Here is a 16,575-nt window from a genome sequence, read left to right on the forward strand (position 1 = left end):
CCCTAATTTCTACATTGTTTCTGATTCGTGTGCTGGCTCGCTTGCTGCCTTACCTTCGGTAAATTTAATTGTTAGCCATTCAGAATCTCCTTCTTCTAATTCGGCGTACCCTTCAATTAGAGGACCGTTAGCTTTAAAAGATCCTGAGTATTGGAAAGCACCAGTACCATCTCCTGCTGAATCAGGTACGATTGTGTGGTTTCTTTTGATAGCGTAATACTTGCCTTTTTGCCCTTCTATCTCTTTGCCAAAGTCCACCACGACAATATCTACAGTAGCATCATCTGCCAACTGCTCTTTATCAAAGACTTCTTGTATTCTGTTGTGTACTGGGTTGTCTTTATATCTGTCGAGGGTGAATTCAGTTGTTGAGGTCATCTCTGTAACTGATGTTCTTTTTGATTTCTCATCTACGTATTTTCTTGAATATTCTTCTGTTTCTTTTGAGGTTGGAAGTTCTGTAAATCCTTTCATCCTGTAGAATTTATCACCAATCCCCATAAAGGAAACTACATCCGCTCTAAGGACTATCCCTTTAAATTCCTTCAAATTTTGTATACTGTTAGTATCTGCCATTGTTTACCTCCATATAAACTAAACGCATTTGTATTTGATACTGGCTAGAGCCTACCTCGGCACTAGATAAGTATCCGTTTGTTACTATTTCCAGATTGGTTGGGTATCTCTCCCCCTCTAAGTCTGGATAAATTTCTTTGTAATTTTGCTCTTGTATCCATTCGATTAAATTATCAAAAAAAGCGGAGTTTTCTAGTTGTGTTACTAGGTCTCCGCTCATGTGACTTCTTGTAGTAAAGATGAACCCAAATTGCTTAAGTTCGTCTCCGTCTACATATTTTTTAATTGTTGGATTTATAGGCTCAGTATAGATTCCATACTCCAGGGGTTGGTCTCCTAGAAAATCCACACTAAGCCTTACATCATCTTCTAAGTAAGGGCAATCCAAAAAGTATTCCCTTACACTTTCTATTATTGACTTCATCTTGCTTTTGCTCCTGCTATACTCGCAGCCCCTCTAAGGATTGAGTCTTTATGACTTGACTTCATACGCTCAAACCAGCGGTTGCCCCTCATAGGTGCTCCTTGGAAGTTTGCTGGCTCATAGTACCACCTTTTAGCATAAGGTGTTTGTTGTACTATCCTTCCACTTCCTATGCTCGTTTGAGTGGTCGCCGACCCTATAAGAGTCCCCACATCTTTTGGGGTATAGGGATCCATTCTTCTTATACACTCGCTATCGATATAACTTTGTACCTTGCCCCCTGTTTCTAGGTCTCTATTTTTTAAGGCTTTTACTTGATTAAAATCAAATCTATTAAAATTAATCATTATTTCGCCCCTATTCTAGTGTGCTGCATACTAGGTGAGCCAAAGTCGAATACATCTGAGACTGTCACTATCTTAGCCTTGTAATTCTTTTGATAGTCCTTAGCTGTCTTTAGTTCTTCAATAACTTTCTCTTCGTCATTTCTGATTACTAAGTCCTCGACTTCCACACTTCTTAAAAGTTCATTAGGGATATAGCAGGTTACTTTGTCTATATCGTCCTTACTTCTTACGGTACGATTGGTGTTGATGCCCCTAGTCTCTTCCCAGTGGCAAGGATAAGTTCCTAGGGTTTCATATACATTTTCTCTATCTATAACATTTCGCTTAATTATAGTTACTTTAGCGTTCGTTTTCATAAATTCCCCTATACATAAGCCCTGTATGGATAAAAGCTTCTCTAATCATTTGATCTATAAAGCCTGCCACTATTCCATCTTTTTTATCTACTGACAAGGTGTTAGCTTGTGCGTACTCGACTTTATATTCACCTACAGACTCCGATTTAATATTTCCTGATGAATTACCCTCTGAATCATTTAAAAGCTCTCTATCCTTAAAATAAAGTCCTAGAATGATATCTTCTGTTACTTCATCAATCCTTTTCTGTAGGTCTATATCGTCATCATTAATTCTTTCGAAAGTAAGAAAGTCTATACGCCTTTTAATTCGCCTTTGTAAGGATAAGAAAAGTCCTTCAGTAATATCTACATCAGGACTCATCTTTTTAAATTCTTGATAGGTTAACATTAATTAACCCCTTTCTATTAAGCTGCTGGGCTAGATGGCTCTCCATCAGCTGGTTTTTTAGCTTCAAGCTTAGTTAGAACTCTTGCTATTGGAATTTGGTTAAGTGGGAAAGTTGTTCCGTCTGCATCCTTAACTACTTCCCAGTTAGTACCCTTCTTAAGCTCTGCTTCAGTTGGTGATAGAGAAGCCATAGAAGCCTCAGTAAAAGAAATACCTCTTGGTGCAAAACAGAATCTATCTCTAGTGTATAGGGTATCTTCTCCACCGTTCTTCATTGGGTTTCTATCAGTTTCATAAGGAACTTTAGCACCTGCTTTAGTGTATTCAAAAGCACCTTGACCAAAGATATAGGTTGTGTACTCACCTTCTTTGCTTACTGGTAGGGAGTCATCAATAATGATTGGTCTACCATTAAGGTTTGCCAAGGCAAGTGGTCTTTCTATTCCTCTAGCGTCGGTGTATTTTGCATATTGAATTAGGTTTAAGTTCTCTAATTGAGTTGCAACAGCAGAATTCATTATAGCAGCTGCAAAGTTTTTCTTTCTAGCTCCAAAGGCTTGTTGTAAAGCGTTGTTTAATGTGACTTGACCGAATACATCATCCTTATAGGTGTGTCCGTCTACGAACTTCTTGTCCTCTGCCTTAGACATTGAGAAAATACCTTCAAGGATTGCTAGTAGTGAATCTTGTTTTAAATCTGCCCACCAATCTAGAAGTTGATTAGCAACGGTTCTCATTGGGTCGTGTCCGCCTGTAATATCAAATACAAAGTCTTTCTCAGTCCACGCATGAGCTCTACCAATAACTACTCTTTTTTGGTAGAAAGTATTAGTTGAATCTGATGTGATATCTGTTTGTCCGTCATAATTATCAGCGTCTCCTGATAGAATTCCTGCAATTGGGGTTACAATGATATTTCCGCCTACTTGCTCGTCCATTCTAGTTTTAAGGTCTGGTCTTTCTACAATAGCAGTAGAATTTAATAGCTCATTTGTTCTTTCTCTTTCGATTGTATCAACGTATTTTTCAAATACTTCCGCATTAAAGTATGTCTTATCAAATAATTTAGGCATTTAAAACCTCCTATAAAATACCTTTCTTGTTAGCTTTAAGCATTTCCTCATAGGTCATATCCTTAAGCTCCTTATCTCCTAGGCTTTGAGACCTACCCATGCTTCTTTGTTTTTGTTCTTCCTCAACTTTAAATAGGTATGAGTCACTTTCTTTTAGCCCCTCGATTTGTGCTTTTAAGTCGTCGTTTAAGTTCTTAGAATCCTTTAGGCTATCAATATCAAGTAAAGCCTTAGCTGCCTTTAAGTTCCTACTGCCCGCATTAACTAAGCCTAGATCAATAGCATTATTAAGAGTGATTTTATCTATATCTTCTTTAGCTTTGATTTGTGCTTGCTCATACTTGTTTTTGTACTCTTCAGCACTAGCCTTAATGGAATCAATATCCATATCTTTAAAGGCTTCTATTTGCTCATTTGCACTTGCTACTTGGGACTTATAATTTTCATTTTCAGTTTTTAAAGTTTCAAAGTTATTTTTAAGCTGGTTATAATCTTCAACTTCTTTTCCCCTTAACTTAAAAACTTTCGCTATCTGTTCATCATTTAAACCTATTTCTTTTAACTCTTCTGTCTTCATAAAACATCTCCTTTTAAGCTTTTTAAGTCGTTGCTTTGACTTAGATATGTGTTTATTTTGCATTTTAGGTCCGCTTGACCGTGGTGGGAAGAGTGGGATTCGAACCCACGAAGGCTAAGCCAACGGTTTTACAGACCGTCCCGTTTTCCACTTCGGTATCTTCCCATAAAAAAAGGAAGCCCGAAAGCTTCCTAATTTAATACTATTTAATTGTTTATAATCATCATTTTATAATTTTGAAATTTACAACCCAAGTTCCAACCTTCTAGAGTATGCACACGCAAATCTCTGCATTTATGGTCTAGAAATCCTAGTTCAACATATTTCTCTGAAATTATTTCAGTTATATCACCTTTCATTTTTTCATCAATGCCAAATCTTTGTATTAGAAAATATAAGGCATTTAAATTTTCTACTTTTTGTAATATTTCAACATCCTTTACTTTTATACTCTTTTCCTCTCTAGGAATAGATGAATTATTGAAATACTCATTAATTCTAATTCTCTTTTCTCCAGGTATGTTTTGATTTTTTGTCAACCTATAAACATCTTCATTAAAGAGAATATTCAACCTTCTTGTAGCTCCTAAAGCAAAACTATTTTCTTCTCTAAAATCTTCAAGTGATCTACCTTGTAGCAACAAACCTAAGCCATCTCTTTTAATTGCCCAATTTAAAGAATCTCTAGTTTGTCCAGTTAAATAAACTATATCTCTAACAGTCATAACAGGCTTACCCTTGTAGGTTTTCTTTTCTAGCTTATAAGGTTCTAGTTCTAGTTGTTCACCTTTAAGAAGTCGTTCCATACGATTAAACTCATTTATATATGCCATTTTGAAATCATTATATCCTTGAATGTTAAACATATATAAAGTAAAACCGTCTTTTGTTAGTAGATATTCCTTGTATTCTCTTTTTTGACCCTTTACCTTGTAGGTTGTTGGAATAATCAGAGAACTCACTTTTGAGTTTTCTAAAATCCTATCTAAATCTCTGATTATATTGCTGTGCCTTTTACCTAATCCATCGGCAACAATTCTACTGGTTGTAATTAATCCATAATCTTTGTCATTTTTAACTTGCACTAAATTGTTCATTTTAAGTCCTTTCATATTGAAAAAAACCGCTATTTATAGTACAATGTTGATAAAGAAACACTGTATTTATATTTATAAATAGAGTTTCTTGGCAAGACGGTTATTACTTTAGTCGGTATGCCGTCTTTTGTTTTACTTTTTTTTAAAATATTCAATTAATATTAACCTTACTAATGCAGCCATCGATAAGCTCTTTTTATCAGCTTCTTCTTTAATTTTTTTGTGCAATTCTTCAGGTATTTTAAAATTTAACACTTTATCTGCCATTAATCCCTCCTTGCACTACAATAATACTACTGTTTTAATAGTGCGTCAAGAAATAAATTAAATAATAGATAAATTCGTACTAAAAAAGCACATCTAACAATCGCTAGTGTGCTTAGTCTAATATTTCTACATTCCAGGAATCATTTCATTAATTCCCTTAGCTGCTTTTTGTATTCTTTTAAAAATTGTATTAGTTTCTAAATATTCTAAACCCTTTAAAGTTATTTTAGTTTTATCTAAATTTGTAACCACAAAATCTCCATCTACATAATACTTGACTGTCAATCCCTTTATATATCCAGCATCAAAAAGCATTTCAAGAAGATTGTTTCTTCTCATTTCTGTAATACCTAGTGTGCTAGCAGATATTAAGTCTGAATCAAAATATTCTTCATCAAGTGATTTGTTTAAAGATGTTAGAATCTTTAGTATTATTTTAAAGTTTTCAATCATATCAATCTACCACCTCTATATTTATGATATCAGGTGTATTAATATCGTAATATCTTTTTGGGGTTTCTAAGCTTATACTTTCTATTTCAGGATCATTATCACCTGCTGGTGTGTATATAGAATAAACTCCAGTAAATACATTTTGATTTTTAGTAGTAACTCTTATTTTTTTATTAGAATATTTTTTAAGATTTTCTAATCCTGTATATTTGTTCATCTTCTTAATTCCTTGAATTCTCTTAATGTTGGGACTATATGATATCCATTTTTAGAATAATGTACTATTGCCCTCTTTGTAGTAACTACATTACCTTCTCTATTAATACAGTATCCATCAAGTCTATTATCCTCAATTAATTCAGTCAATTGAGATTTATCTCTTCTAATAAATTCTCCACTGCCCCTGTTTTCTTTATAGACTAATTCTATTTCTTCAATAGTGTTTTTAAATTGAGACTTCTTTTTAATATTTTCCATATTATTTAAATGGTTCTCTTGCTTGCCGACTTTTAATCTATCAAATTCTTTATTCTCTTTTATATATTTTCTCAGTGGTCTATCTTTTAGGTATATGTCTAAATTCTTTTTATCAGACCCTAGATTATAAATAGTATTTGCTTTCTTTTGTGCTCTTCTATTCGCCCAAACTTCCTTACTTGCTTTACTCTTACTATACCCGTAAACGTTAGTATTTACACTAGTAGGGCGGAGTTTTCCAGCCTTGTTAAAGTCTTTATATAGCTGTCTTTGTCTTTGTAATCTGACCTGTGCAACAAGCTTGCTTTCGTCGTCTCCTACCTTGTCATACATCATAACTCTATGCTTGTACTTCCTGATAGTTCTTTCAATTTGCCTTTGTTTTTGGGTTGCTTCGTAGAAAGTATATTCCTTATCTTCAAACTCAAAAGGCTCTGGATCTATATCTTCTAGCATTTCTTTAGTCCATGCTCTTTCAGATATACCCTCAAAGAATGGATACCAGTTATGGCGACAATTTGCACCTAGAAATCCCGTTACATCTCCGTAGCCTATATCATCAAGACTTAGATATTCAGTGTTATCACCTGATAAAGAAACAATTTGTCCTTGCCATTCGGCATGGCTTGGTCTTGCTCCAGCATGGGCGGATATTTCCATTAAATCTTGTTCCATATCCTTTGCATTAAGGAAAGATATTTCCCCAGTCATCTGGTTAAGTGTAGTTCTTACAAGCATTTTAGCTGCCGACTCAACCGTGTAGTTTCTTCCTGATTGTTGGTAGTTTATTACTCTTATTCCTGAATCTGAAAGGTCATTTACTATACTTCTTACTACTTGTTGACTAGAGAAAGCTCCGCTTGCTACTTTAAAGGTTGCTTGATTAAGGGTTTTCATATAAAAATCATTAAGACCTATATTCTGCCCGTTATAGACAACGCCTAAGGACTGAGTGATATTTGCACTTCCTAAAATTAATCTTTCCATGGCATTATCTATGATGTTCTCCGCGTGCTTATTCTTGCTTAAATCCACTAATCTTTTATTTACCGACCTATAAGCCTTAGCTTCATCTTCATAGTGCTTTAGGCTCGATCTGGTAATTATATCCGATATTTCTTCGTCGATATCTTCAAGATGTGGCTTTAAAAGACTTTCTATTTCTTCTGTTGTGTAACCATTTTGTATCAATACCTCCGCTTGCCTTTCAGCAGTAGCTGTTAAATATCCATTTTTCTTTATCCTTTTAGCTATATCTTCTAGGATAGCATCTTCTAGGTCTTGGTATAGCTCTATAAGATAGTCGGTTACCCTTTCCATATATTCTGGGCTAAGCATTATTCTTCCTCAGCTATATCTTCTCTATTTTCAGATACATTTGCTTGAATTTCTCCTAATTCTTCATCAGTAACACCGTATCTCCATTTTAGATAAGCTTCTGGCTTTAAGATACCTGCTGCCACTTCTTGAAGTCTTATCTTTTGCTCTGTCTCAGAGTCAACTACAAGACTATCGTCAAAGTCGAAGGACACTTGGCAATCGTCTTTATAAGGAATGCCTAACTCCTTATACCAATACTTTAATATTTCGATAAAATCTTCTAAGCATTTTGCTAGCTCATTTTGTATATCTTTAACGGTTGAATAAGACCTCTGCTGGCTCGTATTAATTTCAGTAGCTGTCTTTGCGGTAAACTCCATATCGGACAAAGTCCCATAAGCTAGTCCACATAAGAACTCGATTTTCTTTAAGATCCCATTAAGTCCGTTAAATAGTGAAGAATCTCTTATCTGAGGGCTAAACACTTCATAGAAATCTCTTCCGCCGTCTCCCATATCAAGTCCTAAGTTTCTGAATAGCCTTTCCTTACCTGCTGGCAATTCATTTGCATTTTTAAGAGCGGTTATATCTGCGTCAATAGCAAGCTCTGACCCTTTATATTCCCAAATAATTCTTTGATATTGCTCGTCTGCGTCTTGTATCAAAGATAAGGCCCTAGCAAAACAAGAAATGCCCTCGTTAGAGTCTAAATCAAGGTTATTAGCCTGTGGATTTTTAAAGTAAGCGAATAATGGCCTGTCTTCATCCACTCTCATCTCTTCCGCCATATCCGCCCATTCTTCCACCACTCCTAAGCTTATCTTATCCCCTAATACCTCTTGATTATTAGATAGGTAGGCTGTATTTGTTATTAGATACTCATCATCTATCTTATGTTCTTCAAGTCTAGTAAAGAATATATCTTTGTCTTTCTTATCTTTTTTCTTTATCCTGTCTATAAAAACAATATGATTTATATCTCCAAAGCTTGTAAATCCTAAAATTATAAACTTATTTGCTGGAACTATATCAATATCAATAAGTTTTTTTGAGTAGTCCTCTACATAAGGCTTTACTACAATCCCACCTAAGGCTAGGCCATACTCGGTAAACTTCCTAATATGCCTTATAAACTTTTGATATGTGATATCAAGGTTTTCATCATCAACCCTTGTTTCAAGCTCCATAGTTGTTAGCCTTGCAAGTTCAGATGATATCGCTGCACACAAATTTAAAGATTGCGAAGTATCAGCGTCCCTCATATCTTCTAGCCAAAAAGGTTCACCATGGTAGCAGTCTAGCCATATCTTATAATTATTTTCTATATTGAGGGCAAGGCTACCCAGCCTCTCCCTTATTTCTCTATCTAACATCTTTACTCCTAAGCATTCATAAGCACCTTTATAAACTTCTCTATGGAGTACTCAAAGGCATCTAGGGTATCAATATCACTTGTACCATCATCAAGCCTTATATCTTCCATTTCTTCTTCCTTCCATACTGCAGTAGATAAAGCATCTACTAGACTCTTACAATTTTCAGTATAAAAAAATCTATCAGAAGCCACCAAAGTATTGACAAGCCTTATCCTGTCATTGATTGGGTTCTTGATAGAATTCTTAATCTTTATATTTAAATTTGCATCTAATAAAGCCTTTTGCATACCTTTAATTAGAACTTGCTCCGCATTATCTGCATATATTAGGTCAACATTGCCATAAGTAGATTGAATTACCCTTACAAAGTCTATAAGTTGATTGTATAGGTCTGTAGGCTTATCAGGTTCTAACCTTTCAGACCTTAAAGCATATACCTTTTTAAATCCTCGACTTATTCCTGTACAAACAAAAGCATGCTTTGAATTATTACCACCAAAGTCCACTCCAATCTGTATCATCTGTAATTCGTGAGGTTTTTCTTTAATTAGATAGTTTTCCGGCCCATCAGCAAACTGCTTATATATAAGCCCCTCAGCTACTACCCTAAGCCCCAGTATATCTCTTTTATACCAAACAGAATTAGGATCGTATTGAAGCTTAATATCCTTCTTTCTCTGGTCTGAAATATTGATATTATCATCGATTGTAAAATGTTTATAATTATATCCACCAAAATCTATTCCATCATCAATCATATTTTGGTACTTATCTATGTGATCGGAATAAATAAAATGGTTAGGACTTGATGGGTTTAGGTCCCAAAAGAATTTACGTCTTTTAGCTGCTGCGGTTCTGTTAAAAGCTTCTTTGATTGAGTCTTTATGGTGGAGGTTTATTTCTGTAGCAATCCACATTCCGAACGAATTACCACGTATCTTTTTATATGAATCAGCCTTGGCAGTACCAGCAAATATCACTATTCTTTCTCTAAATTTAGTGTAAGGCCCTTTAATTATTAAAGCTTCATTTCCTTTATGTTTCCCCCATCTGCACTGCCCACGGAAGATGTATTCCAATCCAAAGCCGTTAGCATCTCCTATGTTTAGTTTGGCATTTGCCCCAGTAGATCCAGTAGCTAGGTGAAGCCTATCTTTAGTGGTTCGTAGTTCATGGGCAAAAGCATAGATGTTGTCTACTGTTTTCCCTGCCCTTACTGCACCTTCTGCGATATTGTAGGTGTTATCTTTACACTTTCTTATGTAGTCGATATGCTTATCAGAAAAATTGAATGGTATAGTTTTTCTTTTCTTAATCTTTTCCATAAATCATCCCGTCTATATCGTCTAAGTCCTCAATTTCTTCTGATATACCTTTCATGATTTCAATTTCTGTTTTAGTTTTCTTGATTTGAGTTTCTTGTTTTTCTTTTTCTAGGTTCTTTAATTCATTATCTACAGAATCGTAACCCGCTCTATCTAATATGGTTTTTATCGCTTCTAGTTTTACAAATTCACTATCAGCATCAATTAAATCTTTTAGTCCCCTCATTGCGGGAGCTACCAAATCTTTTAAAAATTCTCTTTGAAGTTCTTCTTTTTTACTTTGGAAACTCTCTTGTTTTTTCCACCTAGATACAGTTTCTTCTCTTACATCAAGTTTTTTAGCTATTTCTCTTTGTGATAGATTGGTGAAAACCATTAAATTTATAGCTTTATCCTGTTTGCTTGCCATTGTATTCCCACCTCTCAAAACTTGATATTTTTTGATTCGAATAATGGATAACTTCGTCGAAGTTTATTACTCCATATTTATATAATGGCAAAGTAAAGTTCGGATTAAGTTTTAGCATTAATTTTGCGGCATTTATTTTATCTCTAGCTTTTACACTATTTAAATATAACCAAGCTGAGTTAAATATAACACATCTAATCATATCTTCCCTGTTTGACACGTCAATAGCTTTTTTGTTTTCTTTATCAACTAGATTGCAAAAGTTTTTTTGCTTGTTGGTGAGTTTTAATTCTAAATCTTCTACTAAGCTTGCTCCATCTCCGCCAATTGTTTGGTTGTAACCATCTCTATAAGAATTATAGTTAGATATATATTTCACTTCTAAGTCAAACAACTCTTCTTTTGAGTGTGCTATGTCTAATACTTCAATAGAAAAGTTATTTTCCCCGTATTTCCTTATAGCTCTCCCTATATATGAATTTGCTTTACAATGTTCTTTAAACCTATCTGATATATTTCTAGTAGTTATGCCGATGTATTTCTTATTATTTATTGTATTTGTAATTAAATAAACCACTCCGTACGGGTTTAGAATTTCATATTTATATTTCTTCAAAGCACATCACCTCCAAACTACCTAAAAATTTTATCTAAACCGCTGTAACGCTTAGTGTCAACTAAATCAAATGACATTTTGAAAAAAAGATGTATCGCTAATGTTTTTTTATTTGTTTCTGTATCTATATCGAAAGGAGGGTTACAGCGGTTTAGATAAGACTTCTAGGCATAAAAAAAGACGGATATAATATCCGCCTTTAAAAATATATATACTTTTATATCTTACTTAAAATCTTACCATAAAAGCTTTTTTGTCGCAAGGTTATAGGCTTTCTCTTCTAAGCCTTATCCATTCTTCCACTTCTTTTAGGTCTTCTTCATTTGCCCAATCCCTAATGTAAATTTTACAACCTGACTTATTTCTAGATTTCTTCTTTACATCGGGATTATTGGCATCCCACTTATTTCTTGCCCTAGCTTGTGCATCACTTGTCTTGTTTTCTGTCATATTATCTCCTAACTAAATAAATTAATAAACCAACAAGTCCGACCATAGCCAACGACTCGATAATCTCTCTTTTGCTTGGCTTTTCCCAAGATAAATCCACTTTGATTTTCATAACTTTATTAGTATAATGGTATCAAAAGCTAGGGGCTTAACCCCTAACTATTTTGATTTTGAGTCTTAACCCGAAGAATCTGATTTCTAGTTCGAATTCTCTGACGTTAAGGCTCTTTTTATTTTTCTTAACCATTATACTTTCCTCCTTTCATACTTATATTATACACCAGTCGTATATATTTGTCAACACTTTTTACTATTTTCCCAACAAAAAAAGACGGTGAAACCGCCTAATCAAGTATATAATCAAAAGTTTTTAGCAATGATTTCTTTAATTTTTCAACGTCAGTCGTATCTAGATTATAAATCATGTCCCCATAAACTCTATGTATTGAAACTTCTCGCATCTTATTGACCATTATAAAAGCTTTTTCTTTGCTAGGGTTTTCTTGGTATTTCTTACAATCAATTGTAAAACCGCCTCTATACTTCTTGCCAGATTTCTTACTTGTAATCGGAGCGACCACAAATGTTTTATAATCTTTATTAAAGTCTGTTAAAGCTACGGCGTAATGATTACCAGATAGCTCTCCTCCTCTTGAATTTGAAAAATTAATTAAATACACACCAAATTTTTCTATTTTCATATTGTCCCCATAATAAAATTAGGTGCGTTCAAAGAACACACCTTCGGTCAACCTTAACTAGTAAGGTTTTTTCTCCTTTTTAACCGTATCCTTAACGAATAAGGCTTTTGGTATATACATAATACCACATATTGTAGTATTATACAACTTTTATATATAAAAAGACGGATACAATATCCGCCTATAATTATAGAGTTAAACAGTTTTTTTAAAATTCTACAACCTAATTATTTTTTTATATAAATTAAGCAAAGCAACATCTGACTTTCTCCAGATCATATCTTTAGACACCCCGTATTCAGTCGCTAAACTTCTCATACTATCAGTATTATCTACCCATACCCTCATAATTATAGCTTTGTGTTGAGGGTCTTCTATGCTCTTTATAGCACGTCTTACTGGGCGTATCTCTAGCTTTATGCTATATATCTCTTCTTCTAGTCTTTGGATATCATCTAGAACCTTTACTATCGTGTCTTCTTGGCTACTACCACCTCCTTTGATTGGGTCAGTATTTCCGAACCCAGACTTTACACCATCTATCCTATCCCTTTTATTGCTTATTTCAGCTTTAAGGGCTTCTATATAATCTAAATTCTCTTTATAATTCCTTAGAATCGCTTTAGTTATTTCTCTTCTGCCCTTATCTCTTTGTCTTCTTTCTTCCCTAATGCTTTTACTCACCCAATCCTCCGTACTTATACTCCCATAGGTTTTCCACTTTCCTTATTTCTTTTAAACTATAAGGCTCTATGTATGCCTTTATTATGTGCTTTTTCTTATCTCTTGTAACTTTATATTCTTTTAGAATTCTTCCCCCGTCTATAAGACTTATAAGCTCCCTATCAGTATACTTATCTAAGGGAAAGATAGGTTTACCTTTAAAAATAATCGAACCTCTATGATATACTTCTTTAAAATACACAAAATACTCATCTAAAGATTCGCTGTGTAACTGAGCCACTCTTTACCTTTCCCCTTCTTCCAAGATAGTTTCAAAGTGTATAAAAGCATCTTCTTTGGATTCTAGGATTTTATTCCTTTCTTTCCTGTCAAATTCTTTCGCTTCCTCTAGGTCGGTAAACTCACCAATCACTTCTCCGCCTCTAAATTCGCTGTCATACTTAATCACTTCATACTTAGTCATATTATTCCTTTTTCTCCTAAATAACCCACTCTGTCTATCCTTTCTTTTTCTCTCTCTAGATCCATTTCAATAACAGTCATAAGAGCATAATTGGCAATATCTATAAAAGTATCCCTTATAGGTTCGTCTTTAACCCTTATATCCTCTGTTTTAGATAGTTGTTTGATTCTCTCCATCTTGTCACTCATCCTTACAACTGGAGCTATAATTCCAAACTCTTTATAAGATTTTGAAAAGCTGTCCCCATAGTCTGCGTTTTTATCCATGTATATCTTTAAAATTTCGTTAGTTAAATCTTTTAGTTTATCGTACTTAGTCATTTCATCCCCTAATTCTCAAACCTTTTTTATTTTCATCTATTACTTCTTTGGATATATATAAATCCAGTCCGCCACGGCTCACTCTCACGCCTGTTTCTTCAAAAATAGTATCGCTAATATCATCAAAGCTTATATCTTTTGACAAAATGCTACCCAGTATGTCTACACACCCTTCCGCCATATCTCCTAGCCTTTTTTTACCAAATCCATAATTTTTCCTCATATAGAGTAAAGGGATATAAATCATCAAGAGTGTTTTTTGTGCTAGTTGTCGGTCATAGAAATACTCCGCCCTTTCTACAGGATCCTTATTAAGTCGCCTTCTTGTTTGCCTATTCATAAGTCCTCACTTTTAGAAATTTCCCAATTGATCGTTATCCCATACAGAAATCTGCTATTAGTAAATATATTTTTTGCATATTTAAAATCTACATCAAGGTCAGGTAACATATCCTGTAATTTTGACAAAAATTTACGCTTACGCATCCATCTTTGTTCTTCTATATTATAATTACTAAATACAACATCAAGACCTGTAAATCCATTCTGATTAGCTTTTTTTATCTTTTTTTCTAGACATTCTTTTTTCCACCATTTCTCAAACCACGCATCAAAAGCTTTCTCGCGTTCTTGCCTTAACTTCTCAACGTCCAACATAAACACCTCCTAAGGTTATAAGTCCTCGCTTTTGTAAAATTGCCCATTTATAGTCTTTCCAGTCCTTTTGCTAATCTTTCTGTACGCCATATCAAGGCACATAAGAGGATCTAAGCCTAATTGCTTGCATAAAATTATAAGAGTTACAAAGATGTCTCCCATTTCTAAATTTAAGTTATCCCAAAAGTTTTTGCTTACTTCACCTTGATAGTAGCTGATATCAAATTCAGTCTTAAACTCAAACACTTCTTCGATAAACTTCATAAACTGCGTATTCGCATTTTCACTATGGAGCAAATCCTTATCATCTGCCCACTCCAAAGTTAGTTTTTGTAAATCTTCAAACGTCATCTTTTATCCTTTCAATCACACCACGCAAGTGTTAAATGCACATTTCCGTCTTCATCAATACAATTCAATTCTTCAGCACTTAATTCAGTCCATCTTTCCCTATAATTTCCATTTATGTCAACAATTTCTTCAAATAGTTCAAATTTCAATTCTTTTTCAGGATCAAAATATTCAAACCATTCTAAAAAATCTTTTACTTTCATTCTTCCACCCTATCTAGTAATTCTTTATCTTCATATATATTTCCTGCTATTGCATAATCACCACAATTAGTAATGGATTCAACAATTCCTTCATCTTTCCAAACAATACAGTAAGTATACTCATCTTTGTCAAAACAAATCCTTGCATAATCCCAATAGTCATTTTCAAAATAACCTTCATCAGTCAAGATATCACCTTCGTATATTTCATGTCCGTCTCTGTCTTTCACACCAATACCTCTCATTAAAATATATCCTGGTTCTTCAATTTCTGTCCATTCAGAAAAAGCATCTAAAACTTCAACCTTTTCATACTTATCCGTACTAGTTATTCTTACATCATAATCAAGATATTTAGCTTCTTTATCCCAAATTCTAAACTTCATTCTTTCTCCTCTTTTACCACAACAAATCGTAAACAAATTCTATAAGCTTAGCGGCTATCAAAGCTGCTAACCACATAAATGTTACAATCAACACTAACGCAATGAAAACTAGTAGAGCTAATGCTATTAATTTTAAGAAGTTCATATTCTATTCCTCAGCCTCGACCTCTTTAGTTTTTTCTAAGTTTAGATACACTTCGCTTTTATCAAAACAAAAACCTATTTCAAATAAATGTTTTTTTACACAATCTCCGCTTTTCCAGTCAAACCAGTAACCCATAACTTCCTTATCTGGGTCCATCTTGTTCAACCTATCTATAAGTTCTTTTACTTTCATATATCTTTCCTATAGTCCAATAATTTATCGTATAGTTCATTCAATGTTTCAATTTCTAATTCGCTTTCCTCACTTAAATAACCAGCATCATATTTCTTAGCCCAACCAAATATAGATGTTTTCCTTTGCTTAATCAAACGTTGTATTTGTCCTATATCAGACATTGTTAAATCAATTTTCATTCTCCAACCTCAACTTCTTTAAAATCAGCCAAATCTGTATTAAACTTTTATTTGAAGCTCCCTGTGTATCCCTAAAAATTCTAATTCGTAGTCATATAGTTCTTTATCAGTTAATTTCCTATCGTATAACAATGTGTCGTGATATTTCATACTAACCTGATCTAAATCTATCTTTAACAATTTAAAAGCATTTGAGCTCATAAGTCCCTCCATAGGCTGACAACCAATACTAAAAGGTCTCGCTTTCATACCGTAGATGTAATAGTCTGTGAAACTCATTCTTCCACATCGTTCTTTTCAAAATTATCTAAACATATTCCGTATTCTTTTTTGAATATTTCTATTTCATCATCTGTAAATTCTACCTTGTACTCAAATACATCTTTACTTGACCCTTGCAATACAGGATAGCTTATACTTGGCCTTTGCTTAATTGCTAGATAAGTTGGATTGCCACCTTTTGTTTTCATAGAATTATGCTCATAAAAATATTTTTTTATCTCTTCCCTATCCTCTGGGGGTGTTTCAGCAAACTCAACTGCTGCTTTTATCATTTTTACATCTTTATCATCACAATATTCATTTTCAATAAAAATTAGATTTTTAATAATTAAACTTATTGTAATAACATTTGAAATTAAACCGTCATAAGTCACTTTCCTTTCCAATGTAATTTCTTTAGTTTCTTTTTTTTCTTTTAATTTATAATCATTTTCTTTAGCAATTTTCTTTAATTCATCAATTTTCATATCTACTC

General features: G+C 33.7%; 31 protein-coding genes and 1 tRNA gene. All 32 read right to left on the reverse strand.

Annotated elements, in window-relative coordinates; translation table 11 throughout:
• Positions 1-9: 9 nt before the first annotated feature.
• The 32 genes from E0D87_RS00875 to E0D87_RS01030 all read right to left on the reverse strand — a co-directional run bounded on the left by E0D87_RS00875 (position 10) and on the right by E0D87_RS01030 (position 16,567).
• Positions 10-576, reverse strand: a complete 567-nt coding sequence (locus E0D87_RS00875) for a hypothetical protein (RefSeq protein WP_130818979.1) — start codon at positions 574-576, stop codon at positions 10-12.
• Positions 563-1,000: a hypothetical protein gene (locus E0D87_RS00880; RefSeq protein ID WP_130818980.1), complete on the reverse strand. Its 438-nt coding sequence runs from the start codon at positions 998-1,000 to the stop codon at positions 563-565. The genes E0D87_RS00875 and E0D87_RS00880 overlap by 14 nt, the downstream gene beginning before the upstream one ends.
• Complete coding sequence (locus E0D87_RS00885; protein ID WP_130818981.1) at positions 997-1,347, reverse strand: minor capsid protein; 351 nt, start codon at positions 1,345-1,347, stop codon at positions 997-999. The genes E0D87_RS00880 and E0D87_RS00885 overlap by 4 nt, the downstream gene beginning before the upstream one ends.
• The gene (locus E0D87_RS00890) at positions 1,347-1,703 is read right to left on the reverse strand and encodes a hypothetical protein (protein WP_130818982.1); all 357 of its coding nucleotides are present in this window, start codon (positions 1,701-1,703) and stop codon (positions 1,347-1,349) included. The genes E0D87_RS00885 and E0D87_RS00890 overlap by 1 nt, the downstream gene beginning before the upstream one ends.
• Entirely contained in the window at positions 1,687-2,094 is a 408-nt protein-coding gene (locus tag E0D87_RS00895; RefSeq protein ID WP_130818983.1) for a head-tail connector protein, read from the reverse strand. The genes E0D87_RS00890 and E0D87_RS00895 overlap by 17 nt, the downstream gene beginning before the upstream one ends.
• Positions 2,095-2,111: 17 nt before the next feature.
• On the reverse strand, positions 2,112-3,167 hold the full coding sequence (locus tag E0D87_RS00900; RefSeq protein WP_130818984.1) for a major capsid protein: 1,056 nt from the start codon (positions 3,165-3,167) through the stop codon (positions 2,112-2,114).
• A 10-nt stretch (positions 3,168-3,177) separates the two neighbouring features.
• On the reverse strand, positions 3,178-3,744 hold the full coding sequence (locus E0D87_RS00905) for a phage scaffolding protein (protein ID WP_130818985.1): 567 nt from the start codon (positions 3,742-3,744) through the stop codon (positions 3,178-3,180).
• 81 nt (positions 3,745-3,825) lie between these two features.
• Positions 3,826-3,909: transfer RNA gene (locus E0D87_RS00910), tRNA-Tyr, on the reverse strand.
• A 41-nt stretch (positions 3,910-3,950) separates the two neighbouring features.
• On the reverse strand, positions 3,951-4,841 hold the full coding sequence (locus E0D87_RS00915; RefSeq protein WP_207278246.1) for a Rha family transcriptional regulator: 891 nt from the start codon (positions 4,839-4,841) through the stop codon (positions 3,951-3,953).
• Positions 4,842-4,973: 132 nt separating this feature from the next.
• The gene (locus E0D87_RS00920) at positions 4,974-5,108 is read right to left on the reverse strand and encodes a toxin-antitoxin system HicB family antitoxin (RefSeq protein WP_130818987.1); all 135 of its coding nucleotides are present in this window, start codon (positions 5,106-5,108) and stop codon (positions 4,974-4,976) included.
• Positions 5,109-5,234: 126 nt separating this feature from the next.
• Entirely contained in the window at positions 5,235-5,561 is a 327-nt protein-coding gene (locus E0D87_RS00925) for a YjcQ family protein (RefSeq protein ID WP_130818988.1), read from the reverse strand.
• A 1-nt stretch (position 5,562) separates the two neighbouring features.
• Positions 5,563-5,778: a hypothetical protein gene (locus E0D87_RS00930; RefSeq protein WP_130818989.1), complete on the reverse strand. Its 216-nt coding sequence runs from the start codon at positions 5,776-5,778 to the stop codon at positions 5,563-5,565.
• Positions 5,775-7,376 (reverse strand): phage minor capsid protein, encoded by a 1,602-nt coding sequence (locus E0D87_RS00935; RefSeq protein ID WP_130818990.1) that lies wholly within the window; start codon positions 7,374-7,376, stop codon positions 5,775-5,777. The genes E0D87_RS00930 and E0D87_RS00935 overlap by 4 nt, the downstream gene beginning before the upstream one ends.
• Positions 7,376-8,731 carry a phage portal protein gene (locus E0D87_RS00940; RefSeq protein WP_130818991.1) on the reverse strand — a complete coding sequence of 452 codons (1,356 nt, stop codon included), beginning with the start codon at positions 8,729-8,731 and terminating at the stop codon, positions 7,376-7,378. The genes E0D87_RS00935 and E0D87_RS00940 overlap by 1 nt, the downstream gene beginning before the upstream one ends.
• Before the next feature lie 8 nt (positions 8,732-8,739).
• Entirely contained in the window at positions 8,740-10,059 is a 1,320-nt protein-coding gene (locus tag E0D87_RS00945; RefSeq protein ID WP_130818992.1) for a PBSX family phage terminase large subunit, read from the reverse strand.
• Positions 10,046-10,468, reverse strand: a complete 423-nt coding sequence (locus tag E0D87_RS00950; RefSeq protein WP_130818993.1) for a phBC6A51 family helix-turn-helix protein — start codon at positions 10,466-10,468, stop codon at positions 10,046-10,048. The genes E0D87_RS00945 and E0D87_RS00950 overlap by 14 nt, the downstream gene beginning before the upstream one ends.
• The gene (locus E0D87_RS00955; RefSeq protein ID WP_130818994.1) at positions 10,449-11,084 is read right to left on the reverse strand and encodes a GIY-YIG nuclease family protein; all 636 of its coding nucleotides are present in this window, start codon (positions 11,082-11,084) and stop codon (positions 10,449-10,451) included. The genes E0D87_RS00950 and E0D87_RS00955 overlap by 20 nt, the downstream gene beginning before the upstream one ends.
• Before the next feature lie 264 nt (positions 11,085-11,348).
• Complete coding sequence (locus tag E0D87_RS00960; protein WP_130818995.1) at positions 11,349-11,534, reverse strand: hypothetical protein; 186 nt, start codon at positions 11,532-11,534, stop codon at positions 11,349-11,351.
• A gap of 344 nt (positions 11,535-11,878) precedes the next feature.
• Positions 11,879-12,235, reverse strand: a complete 357-nt coding sequence (locus E0D87_RS00965; RefSeq protein WP_130818996.1) for a type II toxin-antitoxin system PemK/MazF family toxin — start codon at positions 12,233-12,235, stop codon at positions 11,879-11,881.
• 216 nt (positions 12,236-12,451) lie between these two features.
• Complete coding sequence (locus E0D87_RS00970; protein ID WP_130818997.1) at positions 12,452-12,919, reverse strand: hypothetical protein; 468 nt, start codon at positions 12,917-12,919, stop codon at positions 12,452-12,454.
• On the reverse strand, positions 12,912-13,160 hold the full coding sequence (locus E0D87_RS00975; protein WP_130818998.1) for a hypothetical protein: 249 nt from the start codon (positions 13,158-13,160) through the stop codon (positions 12,912-12,914). Before E0D87_RS00975 ends, E0D87_RS00970 begins: the two co-directional genes overlap by 8 nt.
• A 42-nt stretch (positions 13,161-13,202) precedes the next feature.
• A complete protein-coding gene (locus E0D87_RS00980) occupies positions 13,203-13,382 on the reverse strand; it encodes a hypothetical protein (protein ID WP_130818999.1) in 180 nt (59 codons plus the stop codon).
• Positions 13,379-13,702 (reverse strand): nucleotide modification associated domain-containing protein, encoded by a 324-nt coding sequence (locus E0D87_RS00985; protein WP_130819000.1) that lies wholly within the window; start codon positions 13,700-13,702, stop codon positions 13,379-13,381. Before E0D87_RS00985 ends, E0D87_RS00980 begins: the two co-directional genes overlap by 4 nt.
• Position 13,703: 1 nt before the next feature.
• Complete coding sequence (locus E0D87_RS00990; protein ID WP_130819001.1) at positions 13,704-14,042, reverse strand: hypothetical protein; 339 nt, start codon at positions 14,040-14,042, stop codon at positions 13,704-13,706.
• A complete protein-coding gene (locus E0D87_RS00995) occupies positions 14,039-14,359 on the reverse strand; it encodes a hypothetical protein (protein WP_130819002.1) in 321 nt (106 codons plus the stop codon). The genes E0D87_RS00990 and E0D87_RS00995 overlap by 4 nt, the downstream gene beginning before the upstream one ends.
• 15 nt (positions 14,360-14,374) lie before the next feature.
• Positions 14,375-14,710, reverse strand: a complete 336-nt coding sequence (locus E0D87_RS01000) for a MazG-like family protein (protein ID WP_130819003.1) — start codon at positions 14,708-14,710, stop codon at positions 14,375-14,377.
• 11 nt (positions 14,711-14,721) lie between these two features.
• The gene (locus tag E0D87_RS01005) at positions 14,722-14,913 is read right to left on the reverse strand and encodes a hypothetical protein (RefSeq protein ID WP_130819004.1); all 192 of its coding nucleotides are present in this window, start codon (positions 14,911-14,913) and stop codon (positions 14,722-14,724) included.
• Positions 14,910-15,299 (reverse strand): YopX family protein, encoded by a 390-nt coding sequence (locus E0D87_RS01010; protein WP_130819005.1) that lies wholly within the window; start codon positions 15,297-15,299, stop codon positions 14,910-14,912. The genes E0D87_RS01005 and E0D87_RS01010 overlap by 4 nt, the downstream gene beginning before the upstream one ends.
• A 148-nt stretch (positions 15,300-15,447) precedes the next feature.
• Positions 15,448-15,636 (reverse strand): hypothetical protein, encoded by a 189-nt coding sequence (locus E0D87_RS01015; RefSeq protein ID WP_130819006.1) that lies wholly within the window; start codon positions 15,634-15,636, stop codon positions 15,448-15,450.
• Positions 15,633-15,818, reverse strand: a complete 186-nt coding sequence (locus tag E0D87_RS01020; protein WP_130819007.1) for a hypothetical protein — start codon at positions 15,816-15,818, stop codon at positions 15,633-15,635. Before E0D87_RS01020 ends, E0D87_RS01015 begins: the two co-directional genes overlap by 4 nt.
• Positions 15,819-15,857: 39 nt before the next feature.
• Complete coding sequence (locus E0D87_RS01025) at positions 15,858-16,097, reverse strand: defense against restriction DarA-related protein (RefSeq protein ID WP_130819008.1); 240 nt, start codon at positions 16,095-16,097, stop codon at positions 15,858-15,860.
• Positions 16,094-16,567, reverse strand: a complete 474-nt coding sequence (locus tag E0D87_RS01030) for a hypothetical protein (protein ID WP_130819009.1) — start codon at positions 16,565-16,567, stop codon at positions 16,094-16,096. The genes E0D87_RS01025 and E0D87_RS01030 overlap by 4 nt, the downstream gene beginning before the upstream one ends.
• Positions 16,568-16,575 lie beyond the last annotated feature (8 nt).

Origin of the sequence: Anaerococcus vaginimassiliensis, from assembly GCF_900626155.1 — a bacterium.
In the GTDB taxonomy this organism is placed as follows: Bacteria; Bacillota; Clostridia; order Tissierellales; family Peptoniphilaceae; genus Anaerococcus; species Anaerococcus vaginimassiliensis.

Bases quoted from the DNA above. Each gene is read 5' to 3' on its own strand.
- E0D87_RS00960 (WP_130818995.1), bottom strand. From the start codon at position 11,534: ATGACAGAAAACAAGACAAGTGATGCACAAGCTAGGGCAAGAAATAAG.
- E0D87_RS01010 (WP_130819005.1), bottom strand. From the start codon at position 15,299: ATGAAGTTTAGAATTTGGGATAAAGAAGCTAAATATCTTGATTATGAT.
- E0D87_RS00980 (WP_130818999.1), bottom strand. From the start codon at position 13,382: ATGACTAAGTATGAAGTGATTAAGTATGACAGCGAATTTAGAGGCGGA.
- E0D87_RS00895 (WP_130818983.1), bottom strand. From the start codon at position 2,094: ATGTTAACCTATCAAGAATTTAAAAAGATGAGTCCTGATGTAGATATT.
- E0D87_RS00920 (WP_130818987.1), bottom strand. From the start codon at position 5,108: ATGGCAGATAAAGTGTTAAATTTTAAAATACCTGAAGAATTGCACAAA.
- E0D87_RS00965 (WP_130818996.1), bottom strand. From the start codon at position 12,235: ATGAAAATAGAAAAATTTGGTGTGTATTTAATTAATTTTTCAAATTCA.
- E0D87_RS00905 (WP_130818985.1), bottom strand. From the start codon at position 3,744: ATGAAGACAGAAGAGTTAAAAGAAATAGGTTTAAATGATGAACAGATA.
- E0D87_RS00925 (WP_130818988.1), bottom strand. From the start codon at position 5,561: ATGATTGAAAACTTTAAAATAATACTAAAGATTCTAACATCTTTAAAC.
- E0D87_RS00935 (WP_130818990.1), bottom strand. From the start codon at position 7,376: ATGCTTAGCCCAGAATATATGGAAAGGGTAACCGACTATCTTATAGAG.
- E0D87_RS00890 (WP_130818982.1), bottom strand. From the start codon at position 1,703: ATGAAAACGAACGCTAAAGTAACTATAATTAAGCGAAATGTTATAGAT.
- E0D87_RS00995 (WP_130819002.1), bottom strand. From the start codon at position 14,359: ATGTTGGACGTTGAGAAGTTAAGGCAAGAACGCGAGAAAGCTTTTGAT.
- E0D87_RS00950 (WP_130818993.1), bottom strand. From the start codon at position 10,468: ATGGCAAGCAAACAGGATAAAGCTATAAATTTAATGGTTTTCACCAAT.
- E0D87_RS01005 (WP_130819004.1), bottom strand. From the start codon at position 14,913: ATGAAAGTAAAAGATTTTTTAGAATGGTTTGAATATTTTGATCCTGAA.
- E0D87_RS01025 (WP_130819008.1), bottom strand. From the start codon at position 16,097: ATGAGTTTCACAGACTATTACATCTACGGTATGAAAGCGAGACCTTTT.
- E0D87_RS01000 (WP_130819003.1), bottom strand. From the start codon at position 14,710: ATGACGTTTGAAGATTTACAAAAACTAACTTTGGAGTGGGCAGATGAT.
- E0D87_RS00930 (WP_130818989.1), bottom strand. From the start codon at position 5,778: ATGAACAAATATACAGGATTAGAAAATCTTAAAAAATATTCTAATAAA.
- E0D87_RS00880 (WP_130818980.1), bottom strand. From the start codon at position 1,000: ATGAAGTCAATAATAGAAAGTGTAAGGGAATACTTTTTGGATTGCCCT.
- E0D87_RS01030 (WP_130819009.1), bottom strand. From the start codon at position 16,567: ATGAAAATTGATGAATTAAAGAAAATTGCTAAAGAAAATGATTATAAA.
- E0D87_RS00945 (WP_130818992.1), bottom strand. From the start codon at position 10,059: ATGGAAAAGATTAAGAAAAGAAAAACTATACCATTCAATTTTTCTGAT.
- E0D87_RS00990 (WP_130819001.1), bottom strand. From the start codon at position 14,042: ATGAATAGGCAAACAAGAAGGCGACTTAATAAGGATCCTGTAGAAAGG.
- E0D87_RS01015 (WP_130819006.1), bottom strand. From the start codon at position 15,636: ATGAAAGTAAAAGAACTTATAGATAGGTTGAACAAGATGGACCCAGAT.
- E0D87_RS00985 (WP_130819000.1), bottom strand. From the start codon at position 13,702: ATGACTAAGTACGATAAACTAAAAGATTTAACTAACGAAATTTTAAAG.
- E0D87_RS01020 (WP_130819007.1), bottom strand. From the start codon at position 15,818: ATGAAAATTGATTTAACAATGTCTGATATAGGACAAATACAACGTTTG.
- E0D87_RS00885 (WP_130818981.1), bottom strand. From the start codon at position 1,347: ATGATTAATTTTAATAGATTTGATTTTAATCAAGTAAAAGCCTTAAAA.
- E0D87_RS00940 (WP_130818991.1), bottom strand. From the start codon at position 8,731: ATGTTAGATAGAGAAATAAGGGAGAGGCTGGGTAGCCTTGCCCTCAAT.
- E0D87_RS00900 (WP_130818984.1), bottom strand. From the start codon at position 3,167: ATGCCTAAATTATTTGATAAGACATACTTTAATGCGGAAGTATTTGAA.
- E0D87_RS00875 (WP_130818979.1), bottom strand. From the start codon at position 576: ATGGCAGATACTAACAGTATACAAAATTTGAAGGAATTTAAAGGGATA.
- E0D87_RS00915 (WP_207278246.1), bottom strand. From the start codon at position 4,841: ATGAACAATTTAGTGCAAGTTAAAAATGACAAAGATTATGGATTAATT.